Origin of the sequence: Phaeodactylibacter sp., assembly GCF_022763345.1 — a bacterium.
In the GTDB taxonomy this organism is placed as follows: Bacteria; Bacteroidota; Bacteroidia; order Chitinophagales; family Saprospiraceae; genus Phaeodactylibacter.
The window spans coordinates 18,017-41,071 of the sequence record NZ_JALEGS010000096.1; the positions used below are offsets into that span (position 1 = coordinate 18,017).

General features: G+C 51.3%; 20 protein-coding genes. 7 read left to right on the forward strand and 13 right to left on the reverse strand.

Annotated elements, in window-relative coordinates; all coding sequences use genetic code 11:
• Positions 1 to 155: 155 nt before the first annotated feature.
• From MRY86_RS24115 to MRY86_RS24150, 8 genes are all read right to left on the reverse strand, one after another.
• Positions 156 to 1,700: an MFS transporter gene (locus MRY86_RS24115; protein WP_293564752.1), complete on the reverse strand. Its 1,545-nt coding sequence runs from the start codon at positions 1,698 to 1,700 to the stop codon at positions 156 to 158.
• 26 nt (positions 1,701 to 1,726) lie between these two features.
• Positions 1,727 to 2,083: a MerR family transcriptional regulator gene (locus tag MRY86_RS24120; RefSeq protein WP_293564754.1), complete on the reverse strand. Its 357-nt coding sequence runs from the start codon at positions 2,081 to 2,083 to the stop codon at positions 1,727 to 1,729.
• A gap of 45 nt (positions 2,084 to 2,128) precedes the next feature.
• Positions 2,129 to 3,574, reverse strand: a complete 1,446-nt coding sequence (gene gatB / locus MRY86_RS24125) for an Asp-tRNA(Asn)/Glu-tRNA(Gln) amidotransferase subunit GatB (RefSeq protein ID WP_293564756.1) — start codon at positions 3,572 to 3,574, stop codon at positions 2,129 to 2,131.
• A gap of 40 nt (positions 3,575 to 3,614) precedes the next feature.
• Positions 3,615 to 4,679, reverse strand: coding sequence for a DUF3667 domain-containing protein (locus MRY86_RS24130; RefSeq protein WP_293564758.1), 1,065 nt, complete (start codon positions 4,677 to 4,679; stop codon positions 3,615 to 3,617).
• A 54-nt stretch (positions 4,680 to 4,733) separates the two neighbouring features.
• A complete protein-coding gene (locus MRY86_RS24135) occupies positions 4,734 to 5,774 on the reverse strand; it encodes a Fic family protein (RefSeq protein WP_293564760.1) in 1,041 nt (346 codons plus the stop codon).
• A 179-nt stretch (positions 5,775 to 5,953) separates the two neighbouring features.
• Complete coding sequence (locus MRY86_RS24140; RefSeq protein WP_293564762.1) at positions 5,954 to 6,763, reverse strand: alpha/beta hydrolase; 810 nt, start codon at positions 6,761 to 6,763, stop codon at positions 5,954 to 5,956.
• A gap of 8 nt (positions 6,764 to 6,771) precedes the next feature.
• Positions 6,772 to 7,983 carry a CapA family protein gene (locus MRY86_RS24145; protein WP_293564764.1) on the reverse strand — a complete coding sequence of 404 codons (1,212 nt, stop codon included), beginning with the start codon at positions 7,981 to 7,983 and terminating at the stop codon, positions 6,772 to 6,774.
• A 21-nt stretch (positions 7,984 to 8,004) separates the two neighbouring features.
• On the reverse strand, positions 8,005 to 8,982 hold the full coding sequence (locus tag MRY86_RS24150) for a M23 family metallopeptidase (RefSeq protein ID WP_293564766.1): 978 nt from the start codon (positions 8,980 to 8,982) through the stop codon (positions 8,005 to 8,007).
• A 558-nt stretch (positions 8,983 to 9,540) separates the two neighbouring features.
• On the opposite strand from MRY86_RS24150, the gene alaS reads away from it, so the two are divergent.
• The 5 genes from alaS to MRY86_RS24175 all read left to right on the forward strand — a co-directional run bounded on the left by alaS (position 9,541) and on the right by MRY86_RS24175 (position 17,507).
• A complete protein-coding gene (gene alaS / locus MRY86_RS24155) occupies positions 9,541 to 12,165 on the forward strand; it encodes an alanine--tRNA ligase (RefSeq protein WP_293564768.1) in 2,625 nt (874 codons plus the stop codon).
• 225 nt (positions 12,166 to 12,390) lie between these two features.
• Complete coding sequence (locus MRY86_RS24160) at positions 12,391 to 13,638, forward strand: HlyD family efflux transporter periplasmic adaptor subunit (RefSeq protein WP_293564770.1); 1,248 nt, start codon at positions 12,391 to 12,393, stop codon at positions 13,636 to 13,638.
• Position 13,639: 1 nt separating this feature from the next.
• Positions 13,640 to 14,362, forward strand: coding sequence for an ABC transporter ATP-binding protein (locus tag MRY86_RS24165; RefSeq protein ID WP_293564772.1), 723 nt, complete (start codon positions 13,640 to 13,642; stop codon positions 14,360 to 14,362).
• Positions 14,363 to 14,367: 5 nt separating this feature from the next.
• Positions 14,368 to 14,715, forward strand: coding sequence for a helix-turn-helix transcriptional regulator (locus tag MRY86_RS24170; RefSeq protein ID WP_293564774.1), 348 nt, complete (start codon positions 14,368 to 14,370; stop codon positions 14,713 to 14,715).
• Between the two features lie 89 nt (positions 14,716 to 14,804).
• Positions 14,805 to 17,507 carry an FtsX-like permease family protein gene (locus MRY86_RS24175; RefSeq protein ID WP_293564776.1) on the forward strand — a complete coding sequence of 901 codons (2,703 nt, stop codon included), beginning with the start codon at positions 14,805 to 14,807 and terminating at the stop codon, positions 17,505 to 17,507.
• Positions 17,508 to 17,583: 76 nt separating this feature from the next.
• Here MRY86_RS24175 and MRY86_RS24180 read toward each other — a convergent pair whose 3' ends face one another.
• The 3 genes from MRY86_RS24180 to MRY86_RS24190 all read right to left on the reverse strand — a co-directional run bounded on the left by MRY86_RS24180 (position 17,584) and on the right by MRY86_RS24190 (position 19,454).
• Complete coding sequence (locus MRY86_RS24180) at positions 17,584 to 18,000, reverse strand: CBS domain-containing protein (RefSeq protein WP_293564777.1); 417 nt, start codon at positions 17,998 to 18,000, stop codon at positions 17,584 to 17,586.
• A complete protein-coding gene (locus tag MRY86_RS24185; protein WP_293564779.1) occupies positions 17,997 to 18,377 on the reverse strand; it encodes a hypothetical protein in 381 nt (126 codons plus the stop codon). Before MRY86_RS24185 ends, MRY86_RS24180 begins: the two co-directional genes overlap by 4 nt.
• 153 nt (positions 18,378 to 18,530) lie before the next feature.
• Complete coding sequence (locus MRY86_RS24190) at positions 18,531 to 19,454, reverse strand: universal stress protein (protein ID WP_293564781.1); 924 nt, start codon at positions 19,452 to 19,454, stop codon at positions 18,531 to 18,533.
• Between the two features lie 147 nt (positions 19,455 to 19,601).
• Here MRY86_RS24190 and MRY86_RS24195 point away from each other — a divergent pair, with 147 nt between their 5' ends.
• Positions 19,602 to 20,231: a trimeric intracellular cation channel family protein gene (locus MRY86_RS24195; protein WP_293564783.1), complete on the forward strand. Its 630-nt coding sequence runs from the start codon at positions 19,602 to 19,604 to the stop codon at positions 20,229 to 20,231.
• Positions 20,232 to 20,244: 13 nt separating this feature from the next.
• On the opposite strand, the gene lspA is transcribed toward MRY86_RS24195, so the two are convergent.
• Positions 20,245 to 20,745 (reverse strand): signal peptidase II, encoded by a 501-nt coding sequence (gene lspA, locus MRY86_RS24200; protein WP_293564785.1) that lies wholly within the window; start codon positions 20,743 to 20,745, stop codon positions 20,245 to 20,247.
• Entirely contained in the window at positions 20,745 to 21,215 is a 471-nt protein-coding gene (locus MRY86_RS24205; RefSeq protein WP_293564787.1) for a nucleoside deaminase, read from the reverse strand. Before MRY86_RS24205 ends, lspA begins: the two co-directional genes overlap by 1 nt.
• A gap of 81 nt (positions 21,216 to 21,296) precedes the next feature.
• Between MRY86_RS24205 and MRY86_RS24210 the strand changes: the two genes are divergently transcribed.
• Positions 21,297 to 22,697, forward strand: a complete 1,401-nt coding sequence (locus tag MRY86_RS24210) for a DUF819 family protein (protein WP_293564789.1) — start codon at positions 21,297 to 21,299, stop codon at positions 22,695 to 22,697.
• The last annotated feature ends 358 nt before the right edge of the window (positions 22,698 to 23,055 follow it).

Here is a 23,055-nt window from a genome sequence, read left to right on the forward strand (position 1 = left end):
TACAAAGTCCTTTAGCCCTATTTTTACTTAAATTGGAAAGGTTGGTTTACCGAAAGTCTTATTATCTGGACAAGAAGCTTTAGAGATGCTATGTTAGCATCTCTAAATACCCATTCTGACCTGTATCACAGGAAGCAAAGGCAGATGAACACCTCCTACTCCTCATCCTCCACCCGCAGCGACAGTACCCCCGCCAAAATCATACTCGCCCCACCGACAATCAGGGCATAAATCGCCAGCCCATCAAAGAAGAAGCCCACGATAAACCCGAGGATGGTTGCCGCCACAATCTGCGGAATGACAATGAAGAAATTGAAAACGCCCATGTAGTAGCCCATCTTGTCGGCAGGCAAGGCACCAGCCAGCATGGCATAGGGCATCGACAAAATGCTGGCCCAGGCAATACCAATACCGATCATCGGCAGCAGGAGCAGGTCCGGATTGCCCAGAAAGTAGATGGAAATGAGACTGAGCCCGCCAATCACCAGGCAGACCATATGCGTGAAGCGCCGGCTAGTGCGTTTGGCAAGCCAGGGCAGCCCAATAGCCACTACCGCAGCAATACCGTTGTAGACCGCAAACAGCAAACTCACCCAGTCTGCCCCTTCGTTGTAAGCGACGGAGGTGGCATCGGTAGCACCGTAAATGTGGCGGGTCACTGCCGAAGTGGTGTAAATCCACATGGAGAACAGGGCAAACCAGGAGAAAAACTGCACGACCGCCAATTGTTTCATAGCGGTGGGCATCCGCAGCAGGTCGCTCATGATGGTCACGAAGCCGTTCTGATAATTGCCCTTGCGCATCATTCCACCGGCGGCCAGCCAGAGCAAGCCCACGGCAACCAGCATGGCCGCAAGGACATAAAGTTCCTTATTCAACTCCGCCTGTAGTAAACCGATAACCGAAATAAGACCCAGGCCCGCTGCTATGCCGCCCGCCCGGTTCATCATACCGCCCCGCTGCTGCAGTTCGCCCGACGAAAGCGCTTCGATAGGCACTTCGTCTTCTCCGGTATCGTCAAACTGTTTCAATTGCTCCGGCGGGTATTCATGGGAACGGAAGACCGTCCACAGCACGGATAACAGGAAGACCATGGCGCCCAGGTAGAAGGACCACTTTACGGAATCGGCAATTTCACCCTCAGCGGCGATGTTACTCACTCCGAACCAATTGGTCAGCATCCAGGGCAGCATGGAGGCAATGACCGCACCAGTCCCGATGAAAAAGCTTTGCATCGCGAAACCGGTGGTGCGCTGCTCCGAAGGCAGATTGTCCCCCACAAACGCCCGGAAAGGCTCCATGCTGATGTTGATGGAAGCGTCCATGATCCACAGCATACCGGCTGCCGCCCACAGGGTTGGCGAATTGGGCATAAAGCATAAGGCAATGGAGGCCAGAATAGCACCAACAAGGAAGTAAGGCCGGCGGCGGCCCAAGGTCGGATGCCAGGTGCGGTCGCTGAAGTACCCTACAATAGGCTGTACCAATAGCCCGGTAAGCGGTGCCGCAATCCAGAGGATGGGAATCTGCTCTACATCAGCGCCGAGCGTTTCAAAAATCCGGCTCGTATTCGCATTCTGAAGCGCAAATCCGAATTGGATGCCCAGGAAGCCGAAGCTCATGTTCCAGATTTGCCAGAAGGTTAGGCGGGGTTTGGAAAGGCCCTTGGCCGCCTGGCCGGGTGTGGTCGTTGATGCCATATGTTTTTTGTTCGTTGGTTGCTGTTTTATGACTCAGGCAGAGACTCCAGTATGCCTTTCAGCCCCTTGTGCACTCGTTTTAGCCGCTTGATCATCCCTGCTTTTTCTTCCTCCCACTTCAGGTGGCGGCGGATTTCCTGCCGGGCGCCATCAATGGTGAAGCCCCGCTCCTTAACCAGCTCATAGATCAGCTGCAACTGCTCCAGGTTTTGGGGCGTAAAACGGCGCTCGCCTTTGCTGTTCTTGTGCGGCTTCAGGAAATCAAACTCTCCTTCCCAGAACCGGATCAATGACTTTGTTACCTCAAACAGCTCCGCCACTTCACCGATGGTGTAGTAGCGTTTCAGGTTGTCCGGATCATCAAAAATGGGCAGCTTTTTCATGAAAGTTGTTTAACAAAGTCACCGTTTCAAGGTAAGAAAAAAGCTTTACTTGCTCAGTTTTTCCCGCAGCAACTGATTCGTCAATTTGGGATCGGCCTTGCCACGGGAAGCTTTCATCACCTCTCCCATAAAGAAGCCAATCAATGCCTTTTTGCCTTTTCGATAGCGGGCTGCCTCGTCCGGATTCTCAGTAATCACCTGATCGATAATACCTTCAAGAGCACCGGAGTCTGAGTTTTGGATGAGATTTAGGCTTTGGGCCAGTTCCAGCGGGTCTTTTCCGGGCGCTTCAACCAAAGCCGGGAACAATTGCTGATAAGCAGCGGTATTCGACACCTTCCCTTCTTCAATCAGTGCCAGCAGGCGGGCCAGTTGATCAACACCAGGTGGGAAAGCCGACAGTTCAATACCGGCTTCATTGCAGTAAGGCAATACCTTGTTGATCATCAGATTGGCAGCAGCCTTGTACAAATCGGTGTGCTGCGCCAGTTCGAGGAAAAAGAGGGCCGGCTGTTGTTCCTCCGTGAGCAGGTTGACATCGTAAGCCGGAAGCCCGTACTTCTCAGACAGGCGTTCCCGCAGCTGCCAGGGCAAAGCAGGCAGCTCGTGATGATAGCGCCTCAGGTCATCGGCATCCACGACGATGGGTGGCAGGTCAGGCTCCGGGAAGTAGCGATAGTCGTGCGCATTTTCCTTGTCCCTCAGGGGGGAGGTCCGCCCCGTATCCGGATCAAAATTCAGGGTTTCCTGCCGCACTTCGCCTCCGCTTTCGATCAGGTCAATCTGCCGCTTCACTTCGTATTGAATGGCACGGCGGGCGTAGCGCATGGAGTTGAGGTTCTTAATCTCACAGCGCTCCCCGAAAGCCTGCTGCCCCTTCGGGCGCACCGAGACATTCACATCACAGCGCAGAGAGCCCTGCTCCATATTTCCATCCGATACCCCAAGATAGCGCACCAGCTGACGCATCGCGGTCATGTAGGCGTCCACTTCTTCTGCGGAACGAAGATCAGGCTCCGAGACAATTTCCAGCAAAGGCACGCCGGCCCGGTTGAGGTCAATCTGAGAATAGGGCCCATCGGTTTCGTGTATGGACTTGCCGGCATCTTCCTCCATGTGGATGTGGTGGATGCGGATGGCCTTCTCTCCGGCTTCCGTCGCAATCTTCAATTGCCCACCTATACAAATGGGCTTGCGGTCCTGCGTGATCTGATAGCCTTTCGGCAAATCGGCATAAAAGTAATTCTTGCGGTCAAAGGCATTGACCATATTGATCTTGGAGCCCAGCGCCAGTCCTAGCTTGATGGCGTATTCCACCTGCTTTTTATTCAGGCGGGGCAGGGTACCGGGGTGCCCCAGGGAAATCGGGCTGATGTGTGTATTCGCAGGCGCACCAAAGGCCGTGGCATCCCCGCAGAAAGCTTTGCTTGCGGTATCCAGTTGTACGTGGACTTCCAGACCGATGACGGTCTCGTACTGATCATAAGGCATATGCTAAAGATTGACTTGCCGTAAATGTACGACGGTAAGCTCAGAACGTCAAAGTGGTCAGCACTGCAGTGAGAATCGAGAAGAAAGTAAATAACGTCAGGTAAGCGAAATTGATAATACAAAACTTAATAAAAGTCTTGATCCTGCCCTGCCGGTAAAACCGCCGCATGGCTTTGTACAGGTACAAAACGATCCCCAGCATACCCAGTGGAATAGCCATTTCACCGGAGTCAAAATAGCCCGGAAACCAATAGGCCAGCATCAATAATACCGATACGAGAAGGAAGGCAAAAGCATGGTAGTGAAAACTAAAGACCAGGTGCTCCACATAGTAGTGTCCCCGCCGGATGTAGAGCAGCTTCAGGATCAGAGCGAGGGCAGGCATCATCAGCACCACCATCCAGATCAGCTTACCCAGTGCAAAACGGGTAAAATCGCCGCCTTCCCGGTTGAGCTTGGCAATTTGCCGAACCTGTAACCGGTGCCAGAAACCTTCCACCCCGTAGGCATCCGGCAGGCTGTCGAGCGGCATTTCTATTAAATCCTGCTTGGAAACGGGCAGGCTTACAGATTCGAAAGTGCCGAATTCATTACTATCGGTAAAATATACCAAATTAAAGCTGTCTTTTCGTGGGTCTTCCAGCTTAGCCTCCAATGAATCTAAAACTGTAGCGAGCTGTGGTATTTGATTGTACTGCGCCTCCACATTTGCCCGCACGGTATCGAGGTCTGTACGGAAGTCGCTGTAAAAAGCTTCGTACCGGGTCTCATTGGCCATATCGTCCATTTGCTCTTCCAGCTGCCCAAATGCCAGGTAGCCCAGCACTGCAAAGTGGATCACTGCCATTACAAAAAACAAGCGGGTGGGCGGCACATAACGTTTCTGCTGCCCCCGGAAGTAGGCTTCGGTAAGCTTGCCAGGGATAAAAAGCGCCCCCAGGGTCTTGAAAATTTTGGAATCAATATTGAGAACCGACTCGAAGAAATCACTAACCAACACCCAAAAGGTCACCTTACCATCGGTATATTTCTGACTGCAATGGCTACAGTACTCGCCGTGCTCCGGTAGCGGGTAGTAACAGTTGGGGCAGTATCGTTGAGACATGGCAAGGTGGTTATACACTTAACGGCCCCGGCTACGTAACGTGCCGGATTTGTTTTATTTTATTGAATAATTTGTTCCAGCTCCTTTTCCATATTTTTCAATTAGCTCTTTTGACACTAAATCAGATAGAATTCTTTTTACTGTTGGGTTGGGAATGTTCAATTTATCTGCAATTTCCCCAGATTTACATCCAGCATTTTCAGAAATGTAAATATAAATAGCTTTATCTTTTGGTGATAATTTGTTTTCGATACCTGAAACCTCTAATTTTTTTGCAAGCTTATTTTGAACATTGATTAACGATTCCAAGAAAAAGTCTATCCACTCAGTAATATCTTCATTCGGCCTCTGAGCTTGACAGCTTCTCAAACATTTGTAATAACTTTTCTTCCGATTTTCGATTTTATGTTCAAAACTTACGTATTGAATCCAGTTGTATCCAGTTTGCAGTAATAGAAGCGTAGTCAACAATCTACTCAGTCTTCCATTACCATCTTGAAAAGGGTGGATACTCACAAAATCATAAACAAAAGCAGCTGTTTTGATTATCGGATGGACTTCCTTTTCCTGTTTGTACCATTCCATTAATTTTCTCATCGCATCTTCTGTAGGAAATCCAGGTTCAGTGGTCTTAAAAATGATTTGATTAGTTCCATCTGGAAATCTTGCCTCAACAGCATTCGTATGTTGTTTATAATCACCTTTATGCCATTCATCTTTTTTGCTATACTTCAGAAGTTGATTATGTAGATTTTTAATATTTGTTTCAGAGATTTCTATCTGTTCATATGAGTCACTAATGATGTCAAGGACATTGAAATATCCCACTACTTCTTGTGAATCTCTATCTTCAATTTTAGAAATGTCTATATTGCTCAGCAAGAATTCAACTTGTTCATCCGTCATTTTTGAACCTTCGATTCTTGTAGATGCTCCGACACTTCTAATGGTTGCAATAGATTTTAATTGTTTTAAGCTTTGGCCTTCTTTTTTCTCAATGGATGACCAGGATGCATCAAATCTATCAATTTGGCTGATCACTCTTAAAAGATTCCAGTCTAGAGTTAATTGGAAATTATATACACTCTCTTTCATGCCATAAAGATACGATCACCTCACATGCCTGATACGATTTGATACGAAAATATTCGATTTTGATACGATCTGGCACCCAACAAAGTGGTCGCCTACTAGCGTTGACAGCCAGCACGGGGAACGATAGATATTCGCCCGGAGGCTTAACCCACAATAAAAATAGGCAATCCCTGCCAGAATCAGGCATGCTTTTCGATGAAGGCCTTCAAATATCCGGTCACGGTTTTGGGCTGCTCAATGACAACGGCATGCCCTGCCCCGGGAATTTCCGTGTAGGTGGCATTGGGGATATGCGCTTCCATGATGCGGCTGTACGCCGGCGTCTTAAGCACATCGCTACCGGCTCCGATGAGCAAAGTCGGGCAGGAAATCCCTGCGAGCGTCTCCGGCGACATGTTAAAGCCCAGAAAAGCATCGCACAAGTTCATAAAGCTGGTAAAAAAGTCGTCCGGCAACTTAGCGAACTCCGCCTTCCGGCTATCGAAGAAGGTGCCGGTACGCTCCAGAAAAACCCCACTGTAAGAACAGGTTGCCACAGCATCGTAGAGCAATCCGCGGTCCACCTCAGCCAGGTCGCGCCAAAGCCGGACCTGACGCTTAAGCAGGGCATCCGACCAGGGCACGGATGCAATGACAGAAAGGGACTGCACCCTTTCCGGGTAGGCTTCCGCGAAAAGCAGCCCTACTTCGCCTCCGTAAGAAGTACCAATCAGGTGGCAACGCTCAATCTCCAGGGCATCCAGCAAAGCTTTTAAATCGGAAAGATGATCTTCCATTGCCCATTTTTCCTGAAATACTTTGCTGCTGTACAATTGCCCCCGCAAGTCATGCAACAGGCAGGGGTAAATTTTAGCAAGCGGGCCCGATTGCCCCTTCCAGGATCGCAGGTTCATCAAAATACCGTTGAGGAAGACCAGCGGGGCACCGTCTCCATCGGGCTGCCAGTCATAGGCCAGCCGGCTGCCATCAGACAGGGGCAGGTATTCCATACCGGGCATTATTGTTTTTTGCTCAGGGTGCCGTCTTCTCCTAGGATCAGAGGCGACTCGGGGAAGTCCGCGGCGTTGAGGCGGAGCAGGGTCTTGATCGCCCGGTTTTGGGCGTCCACTTTAGGGCCGTGGTTGTAGCTTTGGTAGACCGGCGTAACTTGGCCGCCCACAAACTTCCCTTCCGCATCCACCTCGACTTGCACCAGAGGGGCAATCCCGGCTTCTCCCCGAAGGTTGAAGCGGCCATAGGTACAAAAATTACCCAGGCTGTAGCAAATCAGTCGGTCATTGTAAAGCTCCATCGCACGGGTCACATGAGGTCCGTGCCCGAAAATGATATCCGCACCGGCATCCACCATAGCGTGGGCAAATTCGTATACGTTGCCGCGGTTCTCACCGTAGTAGGTCTCGCGGGCGCGTGGCACATGCTGATGCTTGGCGCCTTCCGCTCCCCCGTGGAAGGAAACAATGACCACATCGCATTCGGCTTCGAGTTTGCCCACGATTTCCCGGGCTTTGGCGTAGTTGTGAATACTCACGGTGCCTGAGTTGGGCGCAAAGGCCGCCATGCCCACCTTTAGCCCGTTCCGCTCAATGATGGCATACTCGTCTGAGCCAGCCAGGCCAGCATAGGCAATGCCCACCTCAGCTAATACCGCCTTGGTGCGCTTACGCCCCGTCAGCCCAAAGTCGCCGGAGTGGTTATTGGCAATGCTGAGGAAGTCGAAACCTGCCTTTTGAAAGTGCTTCGCGTAGCTTTCCGGGGAGCGGAAGACGTAGCAGGCTTTCGGGTTATTGCAGCGCTTGGCCGTACCACCCTCATCCAGGATAGTGCCCTCCAGGTTCCCAAAAGTGACATCCGCATCCTTGAGCAAATCTTCCACGTGCGCCAGCATCGTAGTGCCGCCCTGTGGAGGCAGATAGGAGGCTGACGGATAATTGGTACCGAGCATCATATCCCCTACCCCAACAAAAGTATACGTAGATGGAGCAACGGGTGCCTGCAAAGCCTGTGCGGTATCTGCCAGTATCGTGCCTGCCGGTACCGTGTCCTGGACCACCTTCGCCCGGGTAGCCCTGCTTTCTACATTTGCATTCGCTTCTGCCTGACAGCTGCTCAGCATCAAAAAGGCGAGAAGGGTCATAATCTGATGTGGTGCAAAGCAAAAAAGACCTCCTGAACGGAAGCCTTTTTTGCGGCCAGATGATAATCGTGCCATTAAGTATATTTTCCTGATTGTTTAATCAAATGATTGGTTGGGCATTTCCGCCGCGCGGACCAGCTCCTGATACTCCTCAGGGCTCAAACCGTCCATGCAATAGTGGATGGGGTTGACTTTTGCGCCGTTCACCATCACTTCGTAGTGGCAGTGAGGCGCAGTGGAAGCTCCAGTGTTACCGACCAGACCGATCTGATCACCGCGTACCACAGTATCGCCCTCCTTGACATCAATGCGTTTCATGTGCGCATAGAGGGTTTGATATCCGTAGCCATGATCAATAATCACCCGGTTACCATAACCGGACCCGCGTCCGGCTTTGATTACCTTACCTGCACCTGTGGCCTGAATTGGGGTACCCTTTGGTGCTGTAAAGTCGATGCCGTAGTGCATCTTAGGTATTTTGTAGATCGGGTGAATGCGCCGTCCAAAGCCGGAAAGCAAGCCAACCTTGCGTGCCAGCTTATCCGAACGGACAGGCTTGATAGAAGGAATAGCGGCAAGCATTTTTTCCTTCTCCTTAGCCATATTAAGGATGGTATCGAGGGAGCGGGACTGCAGGTCGAGCTGACGCTTCAGCATGTCCACATCCTGAGAAACTTCAGCCATCAGATCTCCGATAGAAAACTGACGAAGATTCTCGTATTTATCGTGGCCACCAACACCGCCTTCCCAAACCCCTTCATCGATGGGGTCCATTCCGAAGACCATGCGGTGCGCGTAAGCATCGCGCTCCTGTACACCATTAAGGACAGTACGAAGCTGTCCCAATTCTTCCTGTAGTTCCTTGTAATTTTCCTCCATGAACTTAATCTCCTGCCGGAGCGCCCGTTCCTGTGGGGAAGGCAGCCACTTATCAGCTGCAACTTTGAGGAAAAATGCAGCAACTACGACTGCACAAGTAAACCCAAGCCATCTCAACACTTTCTGCGTCGTCGTCTCCTCCACTTTTTCGTATCGGAGCGTCTGCGTGTTGTAAACAAATTTTTCTTTTCCCATGCGTGTTATGTCTTAGCCAAATGAAACCAAAAGTCAGTTGTCAATTCCAGTGCCATGCCGGCACTTTTTTTGAGTAAATAGTTACTGAAATTTAGGTTCCCCCCGCAAGCACACTTTGTGTTCCCTCCAAAAGCGGCTTTACGTAGCTTGTGTTCGTTCTCAGTTACCGGTTCAGCTTCTACCGGTCAGCGCCAAATGTAACTGCCACTTTTGGCATTACAAAGCGTAGGTAACTACTTTTTGCACTTTTTGTAATCAAAAAACGAACCCTTGACCCATGTGTTTACGAAATAATGAAACTCAATGCATGCACAATAGCATGTATCGAAGGGTAAATGGGGTTGAGTGTATATAGCAAATTGGGTAATCAGAGGATTGTTCATCCTGTTCATGGGTAGGATTCGGTATTACCGATTCACAAATATGCGCAAACAACTTAGGAAATCCTTACTATTTAAGAATATTTAACATTTCCTTTTCCTGCAATAAATAGCCGTTCGGAGCTTTCCAAAACTGCAGACTTACTGCTATCTTCGCCCCTTCAAAAGCAAGAAATACATGACCGCACAAGAGATCAGACAGGCTTTTTTGGATTTTTTTGAATCAAAAGGGCATAAAATCGTCCCTTCGGCCCCTATCGTCAGCAAGGATGACCCGACCCTGATGTTTACCAATGCCGGGATGAATCAGTTCAAGGACTACTTCCTGGGCAACCAAACGCCCGAAGTGCCGCGGATTGCGGATACCCAAAAGTGCATGCGGGTATCCGGTAAGCACAACGACCTCGAAGATGTGGGCCGCGATGGCACCCACCATACGATGTTCGAAATGCTGGGCAACTGGTCCTTTGGCGATTATTTCAAGAAGGAAGCGATCGCCTGGTCGTGGGAATTGCTAACCGAAGTCTATAGTATCCCCAAAGAAAATCTCTACGCCACTGTCTTTGGCGGCGATGAGGAAGAGGGGCTGCCCGCCGATGAGGAGGCAAAGACTTTCTGGCTCGAATACCTGCCGGAAGACCATATTCTCTACGGCAATAAAAAGGATAACTTCTGGGAGATGGGCGATACCGGCCCCTGCGGACCTTGCTCTGAAATCCACATCGACCTGCGCAGCGATGCCCGCAAGGCAGAAGTGCCCGGCCGCGATCTGGTAAACATGGACCACCCGGAAGTCATCGAAATCTGGAACAACGTCTTCATTCAGTTCAACCGTAAGGCCGATAGCTCACTGGAAAAACTGAAAGCCTCGCATGTGGATACCGGTATGGGCTTTGAGCGCTTGTGCATGGTGCTGCAGGGTAAAACAGTTACCTACGATACGGATGTTTTCACCCCCATCATCCGCAAAATCGAAGCACTGACCGGCAAAAAATATGGTGGCAGCTTTTCTCCGGACGCCAAATCAGACATGGCGATGCGGGTCGTAGCCGATCACCTTCGTGCTGTGGCCTTCACCATTGCCGACGGGCAGTTGCCAAGCAATACCGGTGCAGGCTATGTCATCCGCCGTATCCTCCGCCGGGCAGTTCGGTATTACTATTCCTTCCTCGACGTGAATGCCCCAATGATCCATCAGCTGCTGCCGGTAATGGTGGCCGAAATGGGCAATTTCTTCCCTGAACTCAAAGCGCAGCAGGGGCAGATCGCCAAGATCATTGAAGCAGAAGAAAAGACCTTCCTGAATACCCTCGAAAAAGGCATTAGCCGCTTCGAAAGCATTGAACCCAAAGACGGCGTCATTCAGGGAGAAGATGCCTTCAGCCTTTACGACACTTATGGTTTCCCCATCGACCTCACCCGCCTGATGGCCGAAGAGCGGATGCTGAAAGTGGATGAAGCTGGCTTTGAAGCCGCACTCGCAGCCCAAAAAGCCCGCGCCCGCGCTGATGCCCACAAAAAAGTAGGCGACTGGCATATCGTCCGCGATGGCGAAGAAGTGGAGTTTGTAGGCTACGACCACCTGACAGTAGAGGGCGCTCACGTTCTCAAATACCGAACTGTCGATATCAAGCAGAAAAAACAATTCCAGGTGGTCCTGAACCGTACCCCTTTCTACGCAGAGAGCGGCGGACAGGCAGGGGATACCGGCCTGCTCTTCTTCGGGGAAGAGAAGGTGCCGGTTATTGATACCCAAAAGGAAAACGAGCTGATCATTCACATCGTTAAGGCCTTCCCGGAAAATATAGAAGCGCCGGTACGTGCCGAGGTGAATACGGTCAGGCGGCAGGCTACCGCGAGCAACCACTCCGCCGTACACCTTATGCACGCTGCCCTGCACGAAATCCTGGGCGAGCATGCACTGCAGAAAGGGCAGAACGTAGACGACAAACGCCTGCGCTTCGACTTTTCCCATTTCCAAAGCATGACAGCCGGGGAAGTACAGCAGGTGGAAGACCGCGTTAATGCACAAATACGCCGCAACATTCAGCTGGAAGAAGAACGCGAGGTGCCTATCGAGGAAGCCAAGGCCTCCGGTGCGTTAATGCTATTCGGTGAAAAGTATGGAGAGAACGTCCGCATCATCACCTTCGACCGCGACTTCTCCCGCGAGCTGTGCGGGGGTACGCATGTAGCTGCCACTGGTGAGATCGGCCTCTTCAAAATATTGTCTGAAAGCGCCGTTGCTGCCGGAGTACGCCGTATCGAAGCGGTTACAGCCGACCACGCGGCGACCTACATCCAAAAGGAACTCGACGCCCTGCAGGACGTGCGCCAACTGCTGAAAAGCCCAAAGGATGTCGCCAAAAGTGTGGCCGCCCTTCAGGACGAAAACAAAGCACTCAAAAAAGAGGTGGAACGCCTGCGCACGGAACAAGCCAATGCCCTCAAAGGTGGGCTGAAGGAAAAGGTGGAAACCATTGGCGAAGTCAACTTCCTCAGCGCCAAACTGCCACTCGATGATGCCAATGCGATAAAAACCCTTGCCTACCAACTGGAGGAGGAGCTGGGCAATGCCTTCATCATCTTTGGAGCAGTAGCCAATGGCAAGCCACAGCTCACTATCGTCATCAGCAAATCATTGACGGAAAGCCACGGCCTGCATGCCGGAAATATGATCCGGGAGCTGGCCAAAGCCATCAAAGGCGGCGGCGGTGGACAGCCGTTCTTTGCTTCTGCGGGCGGTAAAGATGCTTCCGGGCTGGATAAGGCATTGGCCGAGGCCAAAAACAAAATCGCTTAGTGACATTCAGAAGCTAAAGCAATAGTATTATTCCAAACTTTGAAGAATGAGGGGGCTGCTTCCAACGAAGCAGCCCCCTTTGCTTGTATAGCCGGATTGTGATCCATTGCCCCCCCTAACCATTTTCTCTTTTTTTATCGTAACGAAAAAAAACGAGGAATCTCGCAACCATAAAAACCCTAACACCGTTAGGTATACAAACCTAACAACATTAGGTATCAAGTTATGGATAAACAGCGTACAAACAATAAAAGCTTCCGCAAGTACATCTGGCTAACTGCCGGTGTGGCAGGCTTCGCAGCTGCTGTCTATGCGGCTGCAAACTGGGATTATCAATCCTCGATTTCTCTCGAACGGGAAGCATTAAGCATTGGAACAGTGGTTCGTGCACCGTTTTTCGAGTATATCAACCTGACCGGGCAGGTAGAGCCCCGAGAGTTGTTTTATGTCGACAGTAAAGTTGCCGGGAGCGTAGAACGCCTATACGCAGAAAATGGCACGCCGGTGAAAAAGGGAGATACGCTCATGCGCCTGGCTAATGCTGACCTGCAGCTTGAAGTGCTACAGCGGGAATCTCAGCTGATTGAACAGCTCAATAATCAACAGCAAACAGCTCTGCTGCTCAATCAAAATAACCTTAGCCAACAGGAGCGGCTGGCGGAAGTCCGCTATCAGCTGGCGCTCCAGCAAAAAGCTTTTGAGCGCAACCAGCAATTGCTGAAAGATAGTGTTATTGCGATACAGGATTTCGAGCCGGTGGCCAATCGTTATTACTATTTGCAGCAGCGACAAAATATTCTCTCCAGTGCGTTCCGCAGCGACTCGCTTGCCCGTCTTACCCAATTGAAGCAAATGGCGGCATCGGAGCAGCGAATCATAGACAACTTAACCGCCGTTCGCAGCATACTCGACCGTCTCTGGGTTCAGGCGCCGGCGGGCGGGCAGCTGACAGATTTCCAAATACAAACCGGGCAGGCGGTGGAAAGTGGGGAACGGCTTGGGCAGGTCTACAGCCTCGAACAGCCCAAAGTTGTTGCCCAGGCAGATGAGTTTTACCTGAACAAGATCACAAACGGCCAGAAAGGCGAAGTTATCCTCAACGGTGACACGCTGGAACTCCAGGTCGAAAAGATATATCCGACTGTTACAGAAGGGCGATTTCGCATTGAGGCAGGCATCAATGCCCCTCGTGCGAAAACCGCCGCTCTGATCCGCGGTCAGTCGCTCCGGCTACGCCTGTTTTTTGGCACGCCATCCGAACGGACCTTATTACCCAACGGAAACTTCTATGCCAGTACCGGTGGTAGTTGGGTGTATGTCCTGAAAGAGGGCAAAGCCCAAAAACGCACGATCGAGCTAGGGCGGCGCAACCCTGATTACTTTGAAGTGCTCAGCGGCCTGGAAGCGGGTGATAAAATCATCCGTTCGGGCTATGACCGCTTTGAAGATTACGAAACCCTCAATTTGAATTAACATGTCAGAACATCACCAACGCCCGCCCGTCGTCCGGATGCGCGGGGTGCACAAGTACCACTACACCGATCAAATCGAAACCGCTGCTGTTCATGGGGTGGACCTGGATATACTCCCCGGCGAGTTTGTAGCCATAATGGGCCCCTCCGGCAGTGGCAAATCTACCCTGCTCAACTTAATGGGTATGATCGATACGCCATCCAAAGGGCAATACTGGTTCAACGGGCACGACACCTCAAGGCAGTCCGCCCGGGAAAAAGCCAACCTCCGAAAAGGCAACATGGGCTTTATTTTCCAGAGCTTCAACCTCATTGATGAGTTGACGGCTTTTGAAAACATCGAGCTCCCGCTGATTTACCTTAAAGTGCCATCTAAAGAACGGCGTGAGCGAACAGAACAGGCTTTGGCCAGCCTGGACATGATGCACCGCCGCGACCATTTCCCGCAACAGCTATCAGGCGGGCAGCAGCAGCGCGTTGCCATTGCCCGGGCTATTGTTACCGAGCCTGCCATTATACTGGCCGATGAGCCAACGGGCAACCTGGACTCCGAAAACAGCCGGGCGGTGATGGACAAGCTGGCCCACTTTCATCAGCAGGGGGCTACCATCGTTATGGTCACCCACTCCAAAGAGGACGCCAGCCATGCGCAGCGCATTATTGAGCTCTTCGATGGCAAAACCTTACTATCAGAGGAAGCATATCTCCAAAACAATAAAAAATAAATACTATGGCCACCAAAGTACTCGTAGCCGCCTCCACAAAACCTCTCGTGCTGTCCATTTTATCCTATGGGGAGAACTATGGCTACAAAATCATTAAGGAAGTAGAGCGCCTATCCGAAGGCGAGCTCGAATGGACGGATGCGATGCTCTATCCGGTACTGTCGCGTATGGAAAAGGAAGGGCTGGTGCAGTCTCAGTGGGTAAAAACCGAAAGCGGCCGCCGCCGGAAATACTACCGCATCACAGCGGCAGGCAAAGAACGGCTGGAAGAAGAGCGCCGGCAGTGGCTCAACGTCAACCAGGTTTTTATCAAGCTCTGGGGCATGGGCACAGAGGGATATACACCGGCTTAATTTCCATAAATTTTAATTGACAGGTAATTGGTTTCAAAAGAGCTGCTGGTATCCATTAGTAAACCTGGCAGCTGATAACGATATATTTTATGGCATTTGATATTGAAAAGGCACTGCAGGCCTGGCGTAAGCAGCTGCAGCAGAGTGGCCGTGTAGAACCCGGACTGGCAGAAGAGCTGGAAGCAAACCTGCACGACCGGTACGAAGAGTATTTAATCCGGGGGCTTGCACCTGAGCCAGCCTTCGAAGCAGCAAAAAAGCGCGTGCTTCCACCGGATGGCCCCGACTACCGGGCTTTTGAGTCCTCAGCCCAGAGCCGTCCCTGGTACGCTTTCTGGAAAAGTACTTTTGCTTTCATACTGCCCAATTACCTGAAAATTGCCAGCCGGAACCTACGCCGAAAAGGGTTCTACAACACTATCAATTACGTTTGCCTGTCTATCGGTATTCTGACCACGGCGCTGGCGTTACTGTACCTGGATTACGAAACCAGTTACGACCAATTTGTACCGGGCGTAGCACAAAAGTACCGCATGGGCCGCACCTTCCGGTCGCAGGACTACAGTGTAATCAGCTTTAACGGCTACTACGGGGCCGCTCCCGAAGTGCAGATGAAGCAGATCAACGGGCTGCGGGAGGTTCAGGGGGTACGCAGCGCCTGCCACTTTTTCACCTTTGGCCAGCCTGAACTCCTTCGCATCAATGGCAAAGAACTGCCTACGGAAGACCTCCTCCATACCAATACCCCACAAGCCTTTTTCGATTTTTTCCAGTGGCCCTTTGTGCTCGGAAGCGCTGAGGCATTCAGCCAGGATTTGAACACCGCTCTCCTCACGGAAAAACAGGCCGAACGTTTCTTTGGCAAGGACTGGAAAGAGGAGGAACTGCTCGGGCAGACCTTAAGCACCACAGAGGAAGATTACACCATCGTGGGAGTCATTGAAGACCTCCCTCCCAATGCCCATTTTGACTTCAGCATAGCCCTGCACCGGGACAAAATAGCCTACTGGGGCTCCCGTACCTACCTCGAACTCGCAGCCGGAGTATCCGTTGATGCGGTCCGGCAACGGATTGACGACAATATGGGCAACATCAATACCAATTTAGCGGATAGCGAGCTATTTGGCGGGACTATCCTGCAACCCCTTACCTCCATTCACCTCAACTCGGATATGCTATACGAGCTAAAGCCACCGGGGGATAAACGGTACCTGTACATCATTGGAGTCATCTCAGCCATCATACTGTTGCTGACGGTAAGCAATTACACCAATTTATCCATTGCGATGAATGCCGGGCGCTCCCGGGAGATCGGGATGCGTAAGCTATTTGGAGCCAGCGTGGGGCAGGTCTCCAATCAGTTCCTGCTGGAAGCCATCTTTCTCAGTTTCCTGACGCTTCCTGTGGTACTGCTTGGCCTGTGGTGGCTCCTTCCTCGCTTTGATACTTTTATGGGAACAGCCTTAACAGCTACTGTGCTGGACCAACCCTGGCTATTGATTGTGCTGGTGGGACTGAGCCTTATCGTTGGGTTGTTTTCCAGTTTGTACCCGGCCGTTTTTCTGGCCCGGCAGCGAATTATACACCTCTTTCGGGGCAATGCCGCCCGGACTGCCGCCGCTGGCCTTTCTACGCGCAAAGCCATCATTACCTTTCAGTTCGTACTGCTCATCGGGCTCTGCAGCCTTACCCTGCTGGTCAATCAGCAGCTACAGTTTATTCAACGGGCAGACCTCGGTTTTGACAAAAACCAGGTGCTGTATGTCAATCTATCAGAAGACAGCAGCCGGTTTGAGGTTTTCAGAAATGAACTGTTGAAAATTCCTGAAGTCACTGATGTAGGCTCCGGCAGCCCGCTGGGCCGCAACCCCTTCAACCAAACGACTTACAAACTGGCGGGTACGGACCAGGTATTTGACGATGCCTACGATATATCACTGGATTACAGCGCGGTCGATATTCTCAATATAGAAACCTCCGTGCCTGAATACATCAACGATCCGGAGCAGGCACCAAAATCGGTCGTCCTGATCAATGAAACCCTGGCCCAAAAGCTTATGAATCAGTTTGGGCTAAGCCGGGAAGCCCTGATTGGGCAAACCATCATCGAAGAACCGGAATATACCGATGAAGAAACCGGCGAGGTAGGCTTCCCCTTCTCCATTGCAGGCACTTTTAAGGATATCAATATGTTCTCCTTGCGCGAAAGGGTAACCCCGATGTTTCTCACAGTATATAAGGATCCGGGCTATGTCCGCTGGGCCTCCATCGGGTATCAGGGGCTTTCCCCTTCAGCCATTATTGAAGCGGTAAAAACGCGTTACGAAGCGCTCAACCTGGATAAAGCCTTTGTGCACAGTTTTCTATCGCAAAACATTGAGGAGCTGTACCAAAAGGAACAACGAATTGCTAAGCTGAGTATTTACTTCAGCCTGACTGCATTTCTGGTTGCCATTATTGGGCTTATAGCGCTTACGGCTTTTTTAACGACACTGAAACGCAAAGAGATTGGCATCCGCAAAATTCTGGGTGCCAGCCACCGGGATATACTGTTGCGTTTCAACCGGGAGTATGTGCTTCTGATCGGCATAGCGTTGCTGGTAGCTGCCCCGCTAGCCTATTTGGGCGTTCAGGAATGGTTGTCGGGCTTTGCCTATCGGATCACCGTACAGCCGGCTGTTTTCCTTTTGGCCGGCTTGATTACCTTGCTGGTTTCCGTCATAGCCGTTAGCTTCATGGTGGTCCGGGTCTTGCAATCCGCTCCGGTGAAAGCGCTCCGTGAGGAACAGTAGGAAATCGCTATAGAAAAGGGCAGCCACCAATCAATGGCGGCCGCCCCTCATCCTAGTCGCAAAAGCCAATTTAATCTTAGATGTCGGCGAAGTGTTTCACCAGGTCGCGTGTCGTGATGATGCCCACCACCCGGGTGCCTTCCACTACCGGGAGGCACTGAATGCGGTGGCGTGCAAACAGTTCTGCGGCTTTTTGAATAGAATTGGCCGGCGTTAAATAGACCGGGTTGCTTGTCATCAGGTCAGCAACCGTTAAAGACTGATCGAGGGGAATGGAGCCGTCGGGGCTGTTGAAAAGCCGGCGGCTAAAACCACGCATCACATCATTAGCGCTGATGATACCAATCAGCTTGTCATTCGCATCGGTGACAGGGAGGTGGTGGATATCCATTTCTGCAAAGAGTCGGGCCACTTCGGCAAACGCCTGCCCGGGCTTGGCAAAAAGGACATGCTTCGTCATAATATCGCTTACTGCGACCGTTGATGTGATCATACGTTGTGCTTTTCGTTGTAGTGGCTTTCAGAGGAGGCACCTTTACGGTTTTGTTCCCGCAGTGCCCAGTGGTCTGTAGAGGTGGTTTGCATCCACAGGTTGCCGGATTTGCGGAAGACCTGTACGTTGAGGCCGAAACGGTCCGCCATGAGCTGCTCAAAGGAAGCCACGGTCAAAGACGGGTCGATTTCCAAATCTTCTTTATTATGTACCTCCCGCACAAACTTAAGCTTCAGGTCCGCATCAATCCGCTCTTTGACCGGCGAGCCCTGACCAGACTCGTGGGCCTGTTTATAGAATTCGATCTTCAGTCCTGGAAAGGTCCGGTGGAATTCGGCTTGAATATCCCGTATGGTTTTGCTATCAGAAATAATCATAGCATTGACTTTTGCTGCACAGCCGGGCTGTGCCTGATTTGGTTAAATTTGGCTGAGGCTGAGGGAAAGGGCCGCCAAAATCAGATTTTGGCGGCCTCCCGAAAAACTAACCTCACTAAATAGATTCTTAATACCTGGTTAGGGTATGGTATCTTACTTGACCACGAGGGTCGGAATGTGTTCATTGATGGCCAGCAGCTTTTCTGTGACGCTGCCAAGCAGGAGCAGTTCGACCTTGGAGTGCCCTTTGGCACCCATGACGATCATATCTGCCTCCTCTGCCGTAGCAAACTCCATCAGGTACTGGGCGATGCCCGGTGCTTCCTGCATGATAAGTTCGATGCGGATTTGGTCTTTGTGGTCCGGGAAATGCGTGTTCAGAAAAGCTTCGAAGGCTTCTTCGTGGTCTTTCCGCAGCATTTTTTCGAACTGTGCCCGGGTACGCTGAATTTTGTACACGCTGAGGTTAGGCATCTCGTAGATGTTGACCGCAACAATTTCAGCGGGTGTTTCCAGGCTTGCGTTCAGCGCCAGCGCATTGCGCATAGCGTTGATGGAATGCTGCGAGAAGTCAATCGGTACCAGGATACGCTTGAGCTGTACCTTGGAACGGTCAGGTACGATCAGGGTGTTGCCAGGTGCGCGGCGGGCCAGGTTCTTGGCCAAAATCCCGTGCCGGCTTACCCCGCTTTTCTGCCCAATGATGACCAAGTCTGCGTTCACATCCTTGGCATCTTCCAGCAGTTGCTCTAGTGGGGAGCCCTCCTTGACGTCAAATTCCACATGCATGCCTTCGTGCGTGCTCATCCGGGCACGAATCTCCCGGTCCATTTTGGTGACTACCTCATCGTTGATCTCGTAATTGCTGATCATGCCCTCCGCTTCGCGGCCCAGCATAGAATTCAGCACATCAAACCGAGGCAGCACATGCAGGAAATAAATCGCCCCGGTAGGCACCTGACCTGTCAGAAAGTCAAGGTACTCCAGGGTTTTATTGTCCGTACTTCCCAGCTCCAGGGCAAGCATCCCCTGCCGAATCTGGAAAGGTTCTATTTTTTGGCTTTTGCTTGTACTCATTGTGGCTTGGCTTAAGGACATCATAATGGTTAGGTATTATCTCTACCCCAAATGTAGAGCCTGACCACTTCAATTGCGATGATAATAATCAAAGCCACAGGATGACTTTTATCAAATGGCTGTACATTTGCCGCAAAGGCATATAGCATGGACCTGATTTACGCATTGGATATCGTGGGGACTTTTGTCTTTGCCATTAGCGGAATGCTGACGGCAGCCAATAAGCGATTTGACTTGTTCGGCGGGTTTGTCATCGCTTTTATCACTGCGGTAGGTGGCGGCAGTGTGCGGGACATGCTTATCGGGGCAACGCCGGTGGGATGGATGCAGGACCTCAACTACCTCATCGCCATCGGTTGCGGGGCTTCCTTCGGTTATCTTTTTCAGCCTTATATCTACAAGCTTCGGCGCACGATGTTTCTCTTCGATACGATCGGGATTGGCTTGTTTACCATTTTGGGGCTGACCAAGACCCTCGACTTCGGCATATCGCCGGTCATCGCCGTGATGATGGGCACGGTATCTGCGGTATTTGGCGGGGTCATCCGTGATACGCTTTGCAATGTGGAGCCGCTGATTTTCAGAAGTGAGATTTACGCCACGGCTTGTGTGGCGGGTGCCGTACTTTTCCTCATCCTCCGGCAAACCGGTCTGCCTTACGACTACAGCGTGATGAGCACGGTGTTGTTCATCATTGCCCTGCGCATCGTAGCGGTCCGCTATCACTGGGGCTTGCCGGAAGCGGGGCGGGCGTCTACCCCCTCTGAAGAGCGCTGAAAAGAAAAATTTTCTACTTTTCCGGCGACCTCCTGAACAATTCCGGCAGCATCAGCCCCAGCCCCACCATAATGGAGACATCGGCAAAATTAAAAATACCGGTGCGCAGACTGGGGAAGCCCATATTCATAAAATCGACAACCTGATTGTAAAGGAGCCGGTCGTACACATTGCTAATGCCGCCGCCCAGGATAAAGGCAAAGGCCAGGATTTGCAGCTTGCTCAGGTTTGGCGAGAACAGTGTATATCCCAGCAGCCCGATCAGAAGCAGAACAGGCAGGACTTTCAGGCCCCAATAGCGCAATTGCTCTGACATATCAGCGCCAAGGCTGAGAAAAGCCCCGCGGTTCTCTACAAAGGAGAGGCGGAAGAAATCGCCCAGGTAGGAAATCTGCCCGGCGCCCATAAGTTGCTCCCGAGCCATGCTTTTGGTAACCTGATCGAACACGATATTGGCAATCACTACGCCCAGCACGAGCGCTATCCGTTTGCCATTTACAGTGAAGTTCATCATTAATATTCGGTTTTATCAGTTTTGCGGGCCCAAAGCTCCATAGCTTCCAGGCTTTCATTGCGCATGCACTGCTGTGTGGGAATACGGCGCTCTTCCATTGGCCGGTTAAGCTCTTCGTAAATCATTCCGTCATCAAAGCCTACTGCACTTGCATCGTGCCGTGTACAGGCATAGAGCATACGGTCCGGGCGGGCCCAATAGATCGCTCCCAGGCACATGGGGCAGGGCTCGCAGGAGGTGTACAGCGTACAGCCGTCGAGCTGAAAGCTGCCCAGGTGCGCACAGGCATTACGGATCGCCACCACCTCAGCGTGGGCAGTGGGGTCTGCATCAGCCAGCACCCGGTTTTGCCCCCGTCCGATGATAACGCCGTCTTTAACCACCACCGCACCAAAGGGACCACCCAGGCCCTGCTCCACTCCTGCCTTGGCCAGTTCTATGGCGACGCTCATAAAGTCCTGATCCTCCATACCGGATTTTTGCCTGCAAGATACAATTTACGCAGGGAGATGGAAATTGGTATATTTAGGCCAACGAACATCCAACTAAAAATGACTCAACCTTTCTTTACCAACGATGCGGTGATTCTCGGGCTGCTCATCAGTGTGCTGGCCCTGGTTTTTGTAACTTCCGCCAGCGAAAAATCAGGCTGGAAGAAATTCTATACTTACGTGCCGCCACTTTTGCTGTGCTACTTCCTTCCAGCCCTGTTGCACTGGCCGCTTGGGCTGATTGCCCCTTCCTGGTATGATCTTGGGGCTATGGCAGAGCACTTCCGTGATAGTGGTATTGCCCCCAACCTCACAGACCATGCAAGCTGGAGCACCCTCAAACAGGTTATTACCGATCAAAATATTCCGAAGGAAGACCTGAAAAAGTTCGTGGTTAAATCACAGCTTTACTTTGTGGCTTCCCGATACCTGCTACCTGCCAGTTTGGTGCTGTTGTGCCTGGGTATTGACTTTAAGGGCATCCTGAACCTCGGGCCGAAGGCACTTATCATGTTTGTTGCTGCTACCTTTGGTATTATCCTCGGCGGCCCTATTGCCCTGCTGCTCATCGTGAATGTTTTCCCTGAGCTTATCCCTGTTACCAATGACGAACTTTGGAGGGGCCTGTCTACCGTAGCCGGCAGCTGGATCGGCGGCGGTGCCAACCAAACCGCCATGAAAGAGATCTTTGATGTAAAGGACAACCTCTTTGCCTCCATGATTGTGGTGGATGTGGTAGTGGCCAACATATGGATGGGCTTCCTGCTCTACGGGGCCAGCATTTCAGATAAGCTTGACCGACGGCTCAAAGCAGACAACAGCGCTATTACCGACCTTAAGCAGCGGGTTTCTGACTATCAGGCGAGTGTGGCTAAAATTCCTTCCACTACGGAGACCTTTGTGTTGCTCGCAGTAAGCTTCGGGGGGGTCTCACTGGCACACTGGGGCTCAGATGTGATCGTCCCCTGGGTTAGTCAGTTTAAAGCGGCGCTGGAAGCTGCCCGGCTGAACTCCCTCATGTCCGGTTTCTTCTGGCTGATTGTCATCGCTACCACACTGGGCCTGGGGTTATCCTTTTCCAAAGCCAGGAAACTGGAGGGCGTGGGTGCTTCGCGCTGGGGCAGTGTGTTCATCTACATCCTGGTAGCAACTATAGGTATGAAAATGAACCTGGGCGAAGTACTTCAAAACCTGGGGCTGTTTGCCATCGGTATCGTTTGGATGCTCATCCACGTGACTACCCTGCTGATTACGGCTAAAATCATACGGGCACCTTTCTTCTTCGTAGCGGTGGGCAGTCAGGCGAACGTGGGCGGTGCCGCTTCTGCGCCAATTGTAGCTTCTGCCTTCAGCCCGGCTCTTGCCCCTGTGGGCGTACTAATGGCGGTGCTGGGTTATGCGTTGGGTACTTACGGAGCTTTGATCTGTGCCTTTTTGATGCAATCCGTAGCCGTAGGCTAGCCACAACCGTCCAGCTTTACATTTTATGCAACAAAAAGACACTTCTATGTTATAAAATGCCAAAGCTTGACCTCTTCTTTTGAAATTTTCAAAAAACAACTGCATATCACAGGCTTTATTGGCAAATTGCTAATAAAGCCTGTCTTGTTTTAGTCCCGTTCTATTTATTTTTATTTTTTATTGTAAAATTTGCAATAAAACAGAGCTTGGCTTAAATTTGTATTATCGAAAGCAGCAAAAGTGTTGCAAATTTTCAAAAACACTGTGAGGTGGCGAAACTGGCAGCCGCGCCCTCCCGTCTCGGGGGTGGAGATTATGGGATTAGCCTCCGGGCAAAACCACTCCGTGCAGGTTCGAA